We start from the raw sequence: 14,446 nt of genomic DNA, 5'->3' as shown, positions 1-14,446 counted from the left end.
AAACATACACAACGCTATTAAATTATTCACGATATGGCAAAAAAAGAATTAGAAGATAACGCTGCCAACAGCACGCAGGATGGCAAACTGAAAGCACTTCAGGCAGCAATGTCGAAGATTGAAAAGGACTTTGGAAAGGGTTCTATCATGCGTATGGGCGACGAACAGATAGAGAATGTGGAGGTTATTCCTACGGGAAGCATAGGGCTCGACGCCGCTCTTGGCGTGGGCGGTTACCCGCGGGGGCGCATCATAGAGATCTATGGTCCTGAGTCTTCCGGTAAAACAACGCTCGCTCTGCACGCCATTGCAGAGGCTCAAAAGGCGGGAGGCATTGCGGCTTTCATCGATGCGGAGCATGCCTTCGACCGTTTCTATGCGGCAAAACTCGGCGTAGATGTAGACAATCTTTGGATTTCGCAGCCCGACAACGGCGAACAGGCACTCGAAATAGCCGACCAATTGATACGCTCTTCGGCCATAGACATATTGGTTATAGACTCGGTAGCCGCACTCACTCCCAAGAAAGAAATAGAGGGAGACATGGGCGACAGTGCCGTTGGATTGCAAGCACGCCTGATGAGTCAGGCGCTTAGGAAGCTCACCGGCACCATCAGCAAGACCAATACTACGTGCATATTCATTAACCAATTGCGCGAAAAGATAGGCGTTATGTTCGGCAATCCGGAAACAACAACGGGCGGAAACGCACTGAAATTCTATGCTTCAGTGCGCTTGGATATCCGCAAGATCACATCTATAAAAGACGGAGACCAAATCGTTGGCAACCAAGTTCGCGTAAAAGTAGTGAAGAATAAGGTAGCTCCGCCGTTCCGAAAGGCCGAGTTTGAAATTCCTTTCGGTGAGGGAATAAGCAAGGTGGGAGAACTTTTAGACCTCGGAGTCGAGTTCAATATCATTCAAAAGAGTGGCAGTTGGTTCTCGTACAACGGCTCTAAACTGGCGCAAGGTCGCGATGCAACGAAGACATTGCTCAAGGATAATCCCGAACTTTGCGAAGAATTGGAAAGCCAGATCAAGCAGGCAATTGCCGATAAAGCCTGATGTGTACGAACGACCGATGCCATATATCCTATGACATCGGTCGTTATTGCTTCCAAACAAGCTCAAAATAAAGCCGGCATATCGGGTATGAAGCCATACAAGACGTTACGGTCGGGCCCGACTTGCATCATCCGTAAAACAGTAAAACAAACATTTAAAGAACATGAAAACAAATACTTTCTGCCGTTACTCCCGTCGGTTAACGGCAACAGTCGCTCTTTTTCTCGGCATCGCTATGGGCGCCTACGCCCAGAATTATATCTCCGATTACTCGGTAAGAGGCGGTATTGCCTATTATCACGAATACCCCTTGCGCGGTGCAGATGCCCGTACATTCATGGTATTAGGTTACGGTTATGCCAAAGACCGGTTCAATGTTTACCTCAACGGGCAGGTTCTGGCATACGTAGATCCGGCGTCTTTCCGGCTCAAGATGCCTGCCTATCAGCCTTATCCCGACGATTATCCGCCTTACGACGAATACTACGGCCCGATAAACTACATTATTACGAGCAACACCGTGATTTTCCGAGGCAAAAAGGTGAAGGGCGCATGGGCCGAAAACTTTAAGGATTTGGGCGACGGATATGCCCGCGATACCTTTCATGCCTACTTCATGGGCGAGCAAATCAACGTTTCTAACTCAGATTCTTTTCAAAATATAGGCGATGGATACGCCAAAGACACTTTCCATGTGTACTATCTTGGCAAGCGAATAGACGGTGCCAACCCCGATAGTTTTAAGCTCTTGGGCAACGGTTATGCCGAAGATACCTTCCATACTTATGCATATGGAAAACGTGTAGAGTAATAATAAAAAACTAAAACAATGAAACTCACAACACAAAAAAGTATTCTCTCCTTGCTTACAGCAACTCTCTTTCTTGCTTCCGGCTGCGATCATATCGAGCAACCGAATGAACCTGATATTGTCGGATATACAGAAACTGCACAACAGGCTATCGAAAACGGGCTGACAGTCGGTGCGAACGAGGGACATATAGATATGTCTTTCTATTATAAAGAGAACGATTTGACTGCCCAACTGAGAGATGGACACGATTGGTGTCATATGAATTCATATCCAAGGGACAAGGAGTTACAGGTTCATTTAGACTTTGAAAACAATCCGGTATACAGAAGTAGAACTGCAGAATTGTATATTAGAGCCGGAAATAAAGAGAAGGTAATCGTTATTCGCCAACAACCTTTTAAAGGTATAAAGATAGAAAAACAGAAAGTAATAATAGATGGAAAGGGCGGAAAAGTATATGTCAAAGTAGTTTCAGACACTAAACCCAAGCATCAGTTAACGTTCGGACCCTCTACAGACGAATGGCTTTCTTATATTGGCAAAGAGCAGAAAACAGACGAGAAAGACGGTTTTATCACTACGACTTACTGTTTCAAAGCCAGCATAAATACCAATTTTGTGCGAAAGGCCATGCTTACGATCCATACAGACACTACGGAAAGTAAGACTATCGATATTTATCAGGAAAATCTCTCCTCGGAAATACACTTAAAGATGCGTACAAATCGCGGAGGCGAATTGGCAGAATTCTTGCAACAAGACCGTTTTATATTCCTGACAACCAAGGCACTTACAATCGTCGGACCTATCAATGGAGACGACATTTCCATGCTAAGAGAAATGATGGGAATTAATGGACAGCTCGAGAAATTAAACCTTGAACACTGCAATATCGTACACGGAGGAGGACCATATAAGATAGGTGAGCTTAAATTTCATACAAAAGACAACATCATCAGCGAATACATGTTCTGGGGGACAATTACACTTACCACGCTTATCTTACCGTGTAATATCGAAAGCATCGAGAAAAATGCATTCTCGTCCAGTATGCATTTAAGGAAAATAGATATTCCCTCTACCGTAAAAAGTATCGGTGACAGGGCTTTCGAAGATTGTTGTTTACTAACAAAAGTAAACATACATAAAGACTCTCAGCTTACTTCAATAGGACGAAGTGCCTTTTACTTGAGCGATGCAATACAGTCTCTTTTCCTACCTTCCACCATTCTGAACCTTGATCCTTTAGCTCTTAACAATACTACAATTAAAGACCTTTACGTAGGATGGACTGTTCCACCGACCATAAGACTAACTTCTACTGCTAAAGGATGTACGCTCCATGTGCCCAAAGGAAGTAAAGAAGTTTACAGAAATGACAAAATATGGAGTCGATATGCAAATATCGTTGAGTACGATATAGACGACTATGAAGAAGAATATTAAAAAACATATCGATAAAATGCCGATAACATCAACGCCCGATGCTGCATCATTGTGCCACATCAGGCGTTGACGTCGCTTTTACACCGCTTGCCTTACTCCGCAAGCAGGTACGCATTACTCCTCTGCTTCCAAAAACTCGTCTATCTGCAGCTGCAGTCTGCGATAACCGCGCTGCCACCTTAACGTCATGTAAACGCCCATGCCGACGCCCAGCAGACAGCAGATAACACCGGTCCCCAATGCCCCGAACTCGGTTACCCGCGGCAAACATTCCGTGAAGAGCCATACAATCCAGCCCACCCGCAGCACTATTCGCAACGGAAGCAGTTGCATGTTCCGCTTACGGATGAGAGCCATTCTTCGGCCAACCTCTAAAAGTGTGCCCTCTTGAGCAGCATGCAAACTCCGCCGAAAACAATATCCGTCGGCGATGCCCAATACTATCACCGCTACAAAAGCAACGGTCAATCCCGCGGAAAAGCCGGCGCTACGAAGCATAAGCACCACAAACGGCGTAGTAAAAACTGCCACAAAAGTCCACACAACAGAGTGTCTTGCATCGTTGGAAAGCACCCCACACACCGTTTCGCGCAACGTTTTATCGGTCACGATCGTCTGTCTGTCGAGTTTCTCCTTTAACAACGTCATTTGTCGACGCATGGTTTCCAATTCGTTTTCCATCATTTCAACTTGTATTTAATCGTTAGACATACGTTTTAGTTGTTCCTTGATACGGTAAAGACGCACCGAAACATTCTTCACGCCGATGCCCACTATAGCGGCTATTTCTTCGTAACTCATGTTTTCGAGCCACAACAGAACGACGGCACGATCGAAAGGTTGCAGCTTTCCGATGCGCTTGTGCAACAGGTCTATCTGACGGGTATCGGCGTCATCATCGGCATACAGGTCTACATTCATGTCCAAAGAAACCGGCTGCATACGCCTTTTCTTACGGTCGGACGAGATACATGTGTTCAAACTAACACGGTAAATCCACGTGCGTACATCGCTTCTGCCGCCGAAAGAGGCAAAGCCTTTCCACAGTCTTACCAGCACCTCTTGGAACAAGTCGCTCACTTCGTCACGATTATTCGAGAACATATAGCACACTGTATAGATGGTGCTCTTGTGCTGTTTTACCAACAGAGTAAATCTGTCTTGCGCTTCATTCATTGCCATCCCGTATTATTTTATTCGTTATTCTGAACATTAGACGCAATTGTCTGCGATAAACTACATGGAAATAAGAATATTTTTTAAACCTCCCCCTGCCCCTCCGAAGGAGGGGAGTACCTTGCGGAAGTGGGATATAACAGGGATATTGCGGCCTCCCCCTGCCCCTCCGAAGGAGGGGAGTGCTTTGCGGAAGTGGGATAGATGGAAAATATAGCAACCTCCTCCAATCCATGTTCTCCCCCTACAGGGAGGAGGTAGAGGGGGGCCATGCAACCAATTGATTATGAATTTAATATAAATACCTTTCTTACATTACCTATCTAAGGTGCTTAGACGGGTACTCTAACACACTTAAACGGTATATCTATCTCTAACGGATTATACGCCGAAAAGAAATCAACTTCGGTTCTAATCGTACTTCTCCCCTTAAAAAAGAGAGACAAAAAGGGGATGAACCGAGTTGATTTACGGTATATCATCCCCTCCCAGCCTCCCCTTTCCAAAGGGAGGAGTACTATCTTGCAACCTCCTCCAATCCATGTACTCCCCCTATAGGGGGGAGTTAGAGGGGGGCGAGTAAAAAGACAGCCTACTTAGCCGGCATCATGATCACCTCTACACGGTTGTTACTCTTAAGAATTACATCCTTTAAGAAGGCGCTAATGCTTACAGGTGTTACGGCTTCGATGGTTTTCTTGTAGTCGCTGTTCACGTCTACGCCATGCTTGGTCAGCGTACCTAATACCGAAATCCAATAGCTGTTGGTCTTGTTATCCACGTCTGCCTGCTTCAAAAGTATCTGCTTTACCTTATTCAGGTCGTCCGCATTCGGCTGCGAGACGGTCTCTTTCAAGCCTTTCATGAAGTAAGGAATGGCCGTAGATGCCTTGTCCGGATTTAATTTACCTATGCCCTTGATGATGAGGAAAGTCTGTAAACCGTCGTCATCGCACTCGCTTTCGGCCCCTGCATGATATGCCGCCGAGAGCTGTTCGCGGATGGTACGGTTGAAAGTCATATCGAGCAGGCGTGCTGCAACGTCGAGTTTCACAACATTATCGAGCGTGTAAGGCACCGCACCCGACCGCCAAATCTCGTTAGCTTGTGCTTGCGGGTTCTCCATCTTCTTGGTAAACTCATTCTTAACAGTGCCGTTAGCAAAGGTTCTCATTTCTTTTGCCTTCAACATATTCTTGCTTGAGGGCAGCGAGGCAATATACTGTTCGATGAAACCGCGTAGTTTTGCTTCGTCGAAATTGCCCACGAAAGTAAAGGTAAAGTTAGCTGCGTTACCGTAAAGCAGTTTACCTATCTGCAACACACGGTCGTAGTTAACGGCCTTGATGTCGCTCTCGGTGGGCAAACGGAATAGCTTATTGCCCCGATAGAGGGTGCTGTTAACCGAGTCCATATATACAAGATCGGGGTTCAGACCGGCATTTTTCATGCTCAATGCAAACATATCGAGCGTGCTCTTTGCCGCTTTTTCATCTTTTTTCACGGCGGTGAAATCGAGATAAACGAGCTGCATCATGGTCTCGAGGTCTTTGGGTGTGGTCTTTCCGCTAAGCGAATGTGTGGCATTCTTAATACTGAAAGCGGTAGAACACTGTTTGCCTGCGAGCGCTTTCTGCAACTCCGTATTGTTGAAGTTGCCCAGTCCGCTCTGTCCGAGCAGATAATCTGCCACCTGCAGGTTGTTGATATCGGCCTTTCCGAATACCGAGCTACCGCCCTGCGATGTGGCATTCATCAGTATTTCATCGGCGTTGTAATCGGTTTTCTTCATCATTACGGTTGCACCGTTCGACAATGTAAGCCTCTTAAAGCCCAGTTTCGTGTCGGTTGTTTCTTTTACTATCTTGCCTTTCTTGGGCATCTGTGTCATCAAGGGCTCCTGTTTAACGTTGTCGACATAGGCTGTCAGCTGCTCTGTTCGCACGCTGTTGACAGCTTGTTTCAGCTGATCGGCGGTAACGTATTGCTTTCCGTCTTTCTCCTGAAGCATGGCTAACACCACCAAATTGGTATCGTTTTCGCAGAAAAGCTGCGATTTCATGCCGTTAAGAACATCTACCGTCAGCATCGGGACCACCTGATTGAGTATCTGATAGCGGTCTTCGATTGAGGGAATAGGTTCGTTTTCAATGAAATTGTCTACGTATTCTTCGCAATATTCATTGGAAGGAGTCTTGGCACGATTATTATATTTCTTTTCAAGACCGCTCATATAATCGGCTTTGGCACGCTCGAATTCGGTCGCAGTAAAGCCGAAATCATGCGCTCTTTTTAGTTCCCGAAGCACTTCTTTCAGTCCTTCGATGTCCTTACCTTCCTTGGGTACCACCAATACAGACAGTGCATCTTTGGTACGCGAGAACAGATATTCGCCCTCTTCTACCCTGCCTTGCAGGAACGAACAGTCTGTATTTTGCGCCTTTTCGTCCAAACGTGCGTTCAACATGCGCGTTATGATATCTTTAGCAAAGTCTTCTATCAAATACCCCATGTTGTCCTTCTCGGCATCGGGCGTAGCATCGTGCTTCATAAACACTTGGAATATATCCGCTTGCATCTCCTTGTCTTTGCCGATTACATAGATGGCAGCGGCGTTATCGGGCACGGGTTCGGGTATTACCTTGGCCGCATCGGCAGGCACTTTAGTACTTCCGAACAGCTCTTTTATCTTATCTTCCGTGCGTGCAACGTCGATGTCGCCCACGATAATGATGCCTTGATTGTCGGGACGATACCACTTTCGGTAATATGCACGCAAGGTCTCGGGGCTACATCCGTCGATGATACTCATCAAACCTATAGGAAATCGCTCGCCATATTTACTGCCCGGATAGAGTTGGGGCAATACTTTTTCGAGGATTTTCTGTGCACCTATGATACGCATGCGGTATTCATTGTGCACGATATCGCGCTCCTCGTCGATGGCTTTTGCATCGAGTGTGAGCCCGTTAGACCAGTCTTTGAGCACCAAGAGACACGAGTCGAGTGCCGAAATACGCTTGGTAGGCACGTCTGTAATGTAGTAAACGGTCTTATCCATAGCCGTAAAAGCGTTCAGATTTCGGCCGTATTCCACACCGATGCTCTGCAGATACTCCTGCATGGCATTATCTTTGAAGTGCTCGGAACCGTTGAATGCCATGTGTTCAAGTAGGTGTGCAAGCCCACGTTGGTCATCGTTTTCGTTGATAGATCCCACTTTCTGGGCGATATAAAAGCTGGCCACGTGCTCCGGATAGTCGTTGTGGCGCAGATAATAGGTAAGTCCGTTGTCGAGTTTCCCTATCCTTACGTCCTTATCCACCGGTATCGGCGGCATTTGTTGTGCCTGAGCACTTGCCGTAACAAGCAGCAGCAACGCTGCAAAAAATTGTTTTAATCTCATGTTGTTTGTATTAATTTAGTTTACGTTCATACTATTTATTCATATTGAGCCATGCCTGTGTCACCTCCGCCATGTCGATATCGAGCAGACGCATCTGCCTGAAAACCTCGGGAAGCGTGGTTTCCATGAACTCTTTCTTGCGCGAAGAGAGTATCTGTTCGCGCGCTTTGGGGGCTACGAAATAGCCCAGTCCGCGCTTATTATATATAATCTGTTCGCGTGCAAGCAGCTCATAAGCCTTGACAGCCGTATTGGTATTCACCTCGAGCATTACCGAATATTCCCTCACACTGGGTATTCTGTCATCGGCTTTATAGGTGCCTTCCAATATTTCATCGCACAGTCGATCGGCCATCTGCACGTAAATAGCTTTATCGTTGCTGAAATTCATAAGACCGATTTTATCTCTTTATTATTTTTACTTTATTCATCTCTAACTGTCGGCGGCAGAACTTACGGTAGGAAAGCCACCCGAACAGCACGCACGAAACGCCGCCTATGACACCCATAACCAACACGAGCCATTGCAAGAAGGTACTTATAAAATCGGCAAGTGCCGCATCTTCCTTATCTACAGCGTCCATAAAGCCGCCTATAATCATGAAGATACCAACGCCAAAATTAAATACGACGAAGAAACCCAGCAGCCATAGCAGCGTAAAGAGCCACGCATTGCGGCGATAACAGGTACCTCCGAAGATGCCGAACATCAATACACCGAAGTTCGCCAGCAGGGAATAGCCGCTTAGTCCTACTATCTTATCGAGATGGATGGACTTCAAGACCGTATTGGTATCGATATTCCATAAGACAGAAGCAGCCTGCGCGTCGAACAACCAAGTAACCAGCACGCACAAGGCGATACCTGCATAATAGGCAAATACAGAGAGTACCACGGCCACAAGCAATACATAGAACACGCGGGCGAGCCACTTTTCGAGATTGGTTGCGGGCATCGTCAGGTATTCTATATCGCCATACCTGTGTTCCATGTTTACAAAAACGCGGGTAACCACAACGAATGATGCAATATAAACCACATAGCTTGCGTAACTCGATACCATAATGGCCCTATTCTGCAGCGTTGTCAGCGAAAATATCTTAGACATGTCTTTTCCGTCTCCGAATAATCCGATCATGACGCACATGCCCAACAGGAAGACGATACCGGTCATCGCGAGCACTAACAGCATAATGCTACGCCTGTGAAGCAGCAGATCATTCTTCAACAACAGGCCTATTTTCTTGTAACTGACAGTATGTTTCATAACGCCTCCTCCTCGTTTTTAATTAATCCTTTGGTTACTGCATTGAAGAAAAGCTCTATGTTTACCGGCGTTTCTTCCATCTCCTTGCTGCGCTTCACAATAGTCGCATTGCCCTGAAGCGACGGCTGCGAATAAATTACATCGGCGGTCATTTCGGCTTGCGAGCGGTATTCGAACGCATATCGGCGACCTATCTGCTCGATCGAAACATCCAGCATAGCGTGGTCGGAGCCTATGATCAGCACATGATCGAGCAGCGAATCAACGTCGTGCACCTGATGTGTAGAGATGATAACAGCCTGCTCTTCGGTTACCAAACCGGCCACCAACTTGCGGAATTGGGCCTTCGACGGGATATCCAAGCCATTGGTAGGCTCGTCTAACAATAGATATTTCACGCCTAAAGCGAGCGCAAAGCTAATCAATACCTTCTTTTTCTGGCCCAAAGAGAGACTTTTAAGTGCCACGTTGTCTTCAACTTCGAATGCCCGGAGGCACTCATCGAAGACCTCTCTGCGGAACTTAGGATAGAAAGGCGTGCGCATTTCGAGAAACGTCTCTATGGAAACGGCGGGCAATTCGAACTCGTCGGGCAGGATGAACACATCGCCCAACGTTTCTGGCTGACGCTTACGCACCTCACGACCGTCGGCATTAACGGTGCCTTCCTGTGGAAATATCAGTCCTGCAAGCAGATAGAGCAGCGTAGATTTGCCCACTCCGTTCTTGCCGAGCAGCCCGTATATGCGCCCCTCTTCGATCTCCAAATTCAGATGGTCGAACAGATTACCGGTCATATCCTTGTAACCGAACGACATGTTTTCTACTTTTATCATAGCTTTTTCTTATTATATAAAGGTATTAAATTCGGGTACTAAACCGCTCGGAGCTTACGACCTGCAAACGTATGAATACCGATGAAGTTTCGAAATTACCGCATATAGACCTGTTCATAGGCCTGTTTTCCTGCGATACACTTCAGAGCTTCCTTAGACGCCGGACGCCTCCGGCCGTCGTAAGTGAAGCTATACTGAAGTTTCTGAGAGAGAGATATTTCTTTTTTACCGGCCACCTCCACACGACAGACATTACCCTTATCGCCATCGGCATTATAACAAAACTTGCCTGCGGCAGTTGTAGACAAGTCTAAATACATGGCTAAAACTGATGTGGATATTATGGCCGTTTCCATAATTGAGTAACTTTGAAGTTGTTATTTTAATGCTTATTTTACCTTATTCAAGTGTACTACTATAATAGTACACTGCAAATATAACACATAGAAAACATATCTACCAAACATTTTCCTAACTTTTTTCACCGGCAACTCTATATTTAACATTCGTTTACAATACAGAATGAATACGTTAAGCGGTATAACCGGCAAGGACAGACGCCTCATCTAAGTCCGTTAGAACGCCCGTTTAAGGTTCTTAGATAGGCAATGTAAGAAAGGCATTTATAATATATTCGTAATCAATTGGTCGCACGGCCCCCCTCTACTTCCCCCCCTGTAGGGGGAGAATACGGATTGGAGGAGGTTGCTATACCTTCCATCTATCCCATTTCCGCAAGGCACCCCCCTCCTTCGGAGGGGCTGGGGGAGGCCGTAATATCCCTGTTATATCCCACTTCCGCAAGGCACCCCCCTCCTTCGGAGGGGCCGGGGGAGGTCCCACCCTCCGCAACCCATAGGGATTTCTATACACATTTATAGGGGAAATCCCATGCAGACAAAGACTTTTCTACGTATCTTCGCAATAGAAAAACTTAAAAGATACGATGATGAAAACAAGGATTTTTACTTTCTTTATAGGCCTGACGATTGCCTTATCTTTCTCTTCTTGCGGAACTTCCGGCATGATGTCGGGCAAGACTCTCGACAGAATAGAACTGGGACAAACCAAGGATGAAGTGCGTGCCATTATGAAAGGATCGCCCGATAACAAGCGTTTTACGGAAACAACCGAACAATGGGAATACAAAAGATACGTAAACTTGGAATACAAAATCATCCTGATAGACTTCTATCAAGGCAGGGTTGTGAGCTTCAACATGCTCGACGACCGCCTGTTGCCGCCGCCTCCGTCAATAACAATCGGCGCAGGTTACTCAAACTAACGGTCAGGTTACCTGCACTTTAAGCCAGTTGCCGCGGAACAATCTGTACAAAAATAGGCAACCGCGCAAGGTAAGTTCTGCCGCCATAGCGAGCCATACGCCCTTTAGACCATAGCGGGGAGCGAGTGCGGCAGCCATTGTAAGGCGCACAAGCCACATGGAACCGAGATTTATCAACGCGGGTTTCAGCGTATCGCCGGCACCTACACAAACGCTGTAGGCAACGATTGAGGCAGCAAAGAAAGGCTCGGCAAAGGCTTCGATGCGCAAACTTTGCACGCCGAGCGTACGTATTTCTTCTACCGGAGTAAGCACTCCGATCATTTCGGGGGCAAAGATATACATGATAAATCCCATTACAGCCATCACAGCCATACCGAGGAACACCGTCATACGGGCAAAACTCCGGCAGAGGTCGTACCTGCCGGCACCGCAACTTTGCCCTACCAGCGTGGTTGCAGCATCGCCAATACCATAGCCGGGCATATAACAAAGGCTCTCGGCTGTAATTGCAAACGTATTCGCGGCTATGGCGTAGTTGCCCAATGGGGCCACAATAATGGTGCTGACTATCTGTGCTCCACTCATCAGCATAGACTGCAAAGCCATGGGGGTACCTATCTTAACGGCGTTGCGCACATAGTCCCACACCCATCGGAAGCGTTCCCTGTCGAGCCGAAGGGCAAGTATCTTGCTCTTACACATGGCAAACCACGCCAAAAGCAATGCTGTAAAAATGTATGAAAGGGCCGTGCCGAGAGCAGCGCCTATTACTCTCAAATCGGCTCCGGGCATCGTAAAAGAGAAGCCGAGGAGCGTTATCTCGCGCGTAGGGAATATCAACAGGAAGTTAAAAACGACATCCAGCACGCACATAAGTACGCTCACGACGCTCGGAATGCGCATGTTACCGGTGCTTTTCAGCATAGATGCCGACAGATTTTCTATCTGCAAAAACGGCATGGTAAGGGCTACGATGAGGAAATAATGTGATGCATCGCGGGCTATATCGGGTCCTCCGCCGAGCCAGAAAGGCAATGAACGGTGAATGAGTATGCCGATGAGGGCTACAACAAGACTTAACAACAGGGAACAAACAATGCCATGACGGAACACCTGTCGCGCTTTATCGAAGTTATTTGCACCGACAAAGTGTGCTACCTGCACAGAAAAGCCCATCGAGGTAGCCATTGTAATGCTTCCGAGCAGCCATGAAGAAGACTCGACCAAGCCGATCGATGCCGATGCCTGTGCCCCCAAAGAGCCTACCATCGATGCATCGATGAAGAACATCAGCACACTTGTGACCTGTGCCAACATCGAAGGAATACTTAATCCGATAATAAGATTAAGTTTCTCTGTACCCGTCATGGACTTTCCATCGCGGATCTGTGCCAATAATCTATCGCTGCTTTTACTCGAAAACATATATTACGTTAATGGTGCAAAGTTACTGTTTTAAATTCATATAGTGTGTATACCGATTACTTTTTAGTAGCCTTCATGCCCTATTTTATAACCTATAAGAAACAAAAAAGCGGTTCCAAATCAATTGGAATCGCCACTGAATATAATCTTTCTATACCTTTTCTCTAAAAAAGCGGGAACTATCAGCGGAAAGGGCATTAGAGAGAGGATGAGAGGTAAGTAAATGGAAATGAGGGTGATTTGCGCCATATCTCGGTGGTTTACATTAAGGGATAAAGTGCAGAAGATGTGGATTTATGCAGAAGTTCCGTTACCAAATCGTTAGTCCATTTCTCTAATGGTAACGAAGAGGTAAGAGAAGGTAACTGACAGAAGAGTATTCGGCAACTCACCGTTCCTTTATTTCGGTGCTTATGCTTTGTATCACAATGTTTTGCGTAGCTGAAAACGCTTCGATAACGGGTAACTTTGCCCATAAAAACAGAAGCGTATGCAAACAGACAAATTCAAGGTTTTGCTCTACCTGAAAAAGAGCGGATTGGACAAGTCGGGGCAAGCTCCGATCATGGGGCGGATAACCTACGAGCGAACTATAGCCCAATTTAGTTGTAAGCTCTCGTGCGATCCCAAGTTGTGGAACGCTCGTGAGAGCAGATTGAATGGCAAGAGTCGTGAAGCAGTGGCAACGAATGGCAAGTTGGAACGCTTGCTTCTCTCGGTACAGTCAGCTTATCGAGTCCTTTGCGAGCGAGGAAAAGTCTTTACGGCAACTGATATCAAAGAGCTGTTCCAAGGAAGTATGCAAACTCAAATCACCATTTTGGAACGATACAACCGAATGGTTGAAGATATGGCACAAAAGGTAGGCATCGAAATAAAGGCAACTACTTTGAAGAGTTACTACACTACTCGTAAGCACCTGCAAGCCTTTATCAGCGAGAAGTACCACACGACAGATATTCTTTTTGGTCAACTTGAAGAAGATTTCTTGGAGTGCTTGCAACATTACTCTGTTGGAAAGCTGGGACATTCGCAAGGTTATTATCGTAAGATGGCTTTGACGGTGAAGAAAGTCTGCCGATTGGCATATCGTGAGGGCTTGACAGAGCGACAACTATTCGCCCACGTAGAGATAGAACGAGGTGAGAATAAACAACCTCGTGCTTTGGACAGAGCTTCATTAGATAAATTGCAAGCCTTGACTTTTGAGCCTTATGAAGTGGAGTTGGAGACCGCTCGTAATCTCTTTCTCTTTTCTTGCTTTACGGGTGTAGCCTACTGTGATATGGTCGCGCTTAATCGAGAACACCTCTTTACGGACGATGAGGGGGGACTATGGCTGAAGTTCCGCAGACAAAAGACCGAGAACCTTTGCCGTGTGAAGCTCTTGCCTGAAGCGGTGCATTTGATAGCGCAGTATCAATCTGACGAACGAACCACGCTCTTTGCTCCCATTCCTTATTCGGTTTACCTTGTTCAGCTTAAAGCCCTGCAACTTCGAGCAGGTATATCTATTCCCCTCTCGGCACACGTTGGAAGGCACACCTTTGCCACGCTGATAACATTGGAGCGAGGTGTTCCCATCGAAACGGTGAGCCGAATGTTGGGGCATAGAAACATTCAAACGACCGAACGGTACGCCCACGTTACTCCAAAGAAACTCTTTGATGAGTTCGAGCGATTTCTTTCTTTCACTGAAAACCTAACCTTAATCTTGTAAGA

13 protein-coding genes are annotated in these 14,446 nt (G+C 46.5%); 5 read left to right on the top strand and 8 right to left on the bottom strand.

The genetic code is table 11. The features are described 5' to 3' along the window. The first annotated feature begins 33 nt into the window (after positions 1-33). The 3 genes from recA to HMPREF0663_RS01835 all read left to right on the top strand — a co-directional run bounded on the left by recA (position 34) and on the right by HMPREF0663_RS01835 (position 3,325). Positions 34-1,065, top strand: coding sequence for a recombinase RecA (gene recA / locus HMPREF0663_RS01845; RefSeq protein ID WP_004368377.1), 1,032 nt, complete (start codon positions 34-36; stop codon positions 1,063-1,065). A 163-nt stretch (positions 1,066-1,228) separates the two neighbouring features. Then, positions 1,229-1,876 carry a DKNYY domain-containing protein gene (locus HMPREF0663_RS01840; RefSeq protein WP_016665516.1) on the top strand — a complete coding sequence of 216 codons (648 nt, stop codon included), beginning with the start codon at positions 1,229-1,231 and terminating at the stop codon, positions 1,874-1,876. Between the two features lie 18 nt (positions 1,877-1,894). Further along, positions 1,895-3,325 carry a leucine-rich repeat protein gene (locus HMPREF0663_RS01835; protein WP_004368375.1) on the top strand — a complete coding sequence of 477 codons (1,431 nt, stop codon included), beginning with the start codon at positions 1,895-1,897 and terminating at the stop codon, positions 3,323-3,325. A gap of 114 nt (positions 3,326-3,439) precedes the next feature. On the opposite strand, the gene HMPREF0663_RS01830 is transcribed toward HMPREF0663_RS01835, so the two are convergent. From HMPREF0663_RS01830 to HMPREF0663_RS01800, 7 genes are all read right to left on the bottom strand, one after another. Beyond that, positions 3,440-4,009, bottom strand: coding sequence for a hypothetical protein (locus HMPREF0663_RS01830; RefSeq protein ID WP_004368374.1), 570 nt, complete (start codon positions 4,007-4,009; stop codon positions 3,440-3,442). Positions 4,010-4,021: 12 nt separating this feature from the next. After that, positions 4,022-4,507, bottom strand: coding sequence for an RNA polymerase sigma factor (locus HMPREF0663_RS01825; RefSeq protein WP_004368373.1), 486 nt, complete (start codon positions 4,505-4,507; stop codon positions 4,022-4,024). A gap of 586 nt (positions 4,508-5,093) precedes the next feature. Further along, the gene (locus HMPREF0663_RS01820) at positions 5,094-7,907 is read right to left on the bottom strand and encodes a M16 family metallopeptidase (RefSeq protein ID WP_004368372.1); all 2,814 of its coding nucleotides are present in this window, start codon (positions 7,905-7,907) and stop codon (positions 5,094-5,096) included. A 31-nt stretch (positions 7,908-7,938) separates the two neighbouring features. Beyond that, entirely contained in the window at positions 7,939-8,298 is a 360-nt protein-coding gene (locus HMPREF0663_RS01815; RefSeq protein ID WP_004368371.1) for a GntR family transcriptional regulator, read from the bottom strand. Between the two features lie 10 nt (positions 8,299-8,308). After that, the gene (locus HMPREF0663_RS01810; protein WP_004368370.1) at positions 8,309-9,175 is read right to left on the bottom strand and encodes a hypothetical protein; all 867 of its coding nucleotides are present in this window, start codon (positions 9,173-9,175) and stop codon (positions 8,309-8,311) included. Next, on the bottom strand, positions 9,172-10,011 hold the full coding sequence (locus HMPREF0663_RS01805) for an ABC transporter ATP-binding protein (protein ID WP_004368369.1): 840 nt from the start codon (positions 10,009-10,011) through the stop codon (positions 9,172-9,174). Before HMPREF0663_RS01805 ends, HMPREF0663_RS01810 begins: the two co-directional genes overlap by 4 nt. A gap of 95 nt (positions 10,012-10,106) precedes the next feature. Then, complete coding sequence (locus tag HMPREF0663_RS01800) at positions 10,107-10,367, bottom strand: DUF3836 domain-containing protein (protein WP_004368368.1); 261 nt, start codon at positions 10,365-10,367, stop codon at positions 10,107-10,109. Between the two features lie 593 nt (positions 10,368-10,960). Between HMPREF0663_RS01800 and HMPREF0663_RS01795 the strand changes: the two genes are divergently transcribed. Further along, positions 10,961-11,296, top strand: a complete 336-nt coding sequence (locus HMPREF0663_RS01795; protein ID WP_016665513.1) for a hypothetical protein — start codon at positions 10,961-10,963, stop codon at positions 11,294-11,296. A 3-nt stretch (positions 11,297-11,299) separates the two neighbouring features. Here the strand turns inward: HMPREF0663_RS01795 and HMPREF0663_RS01790 are convergent, their stop codons facing one another. Beyond that, positions 11,300-12,724 carry an MATE family efflux transporter gene (locus HMPREF0663_RS01790; protein WP_004368366.1) on the bottom strand — a complete coding sequence of 475 codons (1,425 nt, stop codon included), beginning with the start codon at positions 12,722-12,724 and terminating at the stop codon, positions 11,300-11,302. Between the two features lie 490 nt (positions 12,725-13,214). Between HMPREF0663_RS01790 and HMPREF0663_RS01785 the strand changes: the two genes are divergently transcribed. Beyond that, a complete protein-coding gene (locus tag HMPREF0663_RS01785) occupies positions 13,215-14,444 on the top strand; it encodes a site-specific integrase (RefSeq protein WP_004368363.1) in 1,230 nt (409 codons plus the stop codon). The last annotated feature ends 2 nt before the right edge of the window (positions 14,445-14,446 follow it).

This window comes from Hoylesella oralis ATCC 33269, assembly GCF_000185145.2.
Lineage (GTDB): Bacteria > Bacteroidota > Bacteroidia > Bacteroidales > Bacteroidaceae > Prevotella > Prevotella phocaeensis.
Note: the sequence above shows the minus strand (reverse complement) of the source record. Positions and strands in the feature narration are given on the sequence as shown.

Excerpts from the sequence above, each read along its gene's own strand:
- recA (WP_004368377.1), top strand. The coding sequence starts at position 34 with ATGGCAAAAAAAGAATTAGAAGATAACGCTGCCAACAGCACGCAGGAT.
- HMPREF0663_RS01840 (WP_016665516.1), top strand. The coding sequence starts at position 1,229 with ATGAAAACAAATACTTTCTGCCGTTACTCCCGTCGGTTAACGGCAACA.
- HMPREF0663_RS01835 (WP_004368375.1), top strand. The coding sequence starts at position 1,895 with ATGAAACTCACAACACAAAAAAGTATTCTCTCCTTGCTTACAGCAACT.
- HMPREF0663_RS01830 (WP_004368374.1), bottom strand. The coding sequence starts at position 4,009 with ATGATGGAAAACGAATTGGAAACCATGCGTCGACAAATGACGTTGTTA.
- HMPREF0663_RS01825 (WP_004368373.1), bottom strand. The coding sequence starts at position 4,507 with ATGGCAATGAATGAAGCGCAAGACAGATTTACTCTGTTGGTAAAACAG.
- HMPREF0663_RS01820 (WP_004368372.1), bottom strand. The coding sequence starts at position 7,907 with ATGAGATTAAAACAATTTTTTGCAGCGTTGCTGCTGCTTGTTACGGCA.
- HMPREF0663_RS01815 (WP_004368371.1), bottom strand. The coding sequence starts at position 8,298 with ATGAATTTCAGCAACGATAAAGCTATTTACGTGCAGATGGCCGATCGA.
- HMPREF0663_RS01810 (WP_004368370.1), bottom strand. The coding sequence starts at position 9,175 with ATGAAACATACTGTCAGTTACAAGAAAATAGGCCTGTTGTTGAAGAAT.
- HMPREF0663_RS01805 (WP_004368369.1), bottom strand. The coding sequence starts at position 10,011 with ATGATAAAAGTAGAAAACATGTCGTTCGGTTACAAGGATATGACCGGT.
- HMPREF0663_RS01800 (WP_004368368.1), bottom strand. The coding sequence starts at position 10,367 with ATGGAAACGGCCATAATATCCACATCAGTTTTAGCCATGTATTTAGAC.
- HMPREF0663_RS01795 (WP_016665513.1), top strand. The coding sequence starts at position 10,961 with ATGAAAACAAGGATTTTTACTTTCTTTATAGGCCTGACGATTGCCTTA.
- HMPREF0663_RS01790 (WP_004368366.1), bottom strand. The coding sequence starts at position 12,724 with ATGTTTTCGAGTAAAAGCAGCGATAGATTATTGGCACAGATCCGCGAT.
- HMPREF0663_RS01785 (WP_004368363.1), top strand. The coding sequence starts at position 13,215 with ATGCAAACAGACAAATTCAAGGTTTTGCTCTACCTGAAAAAGAGCGGA.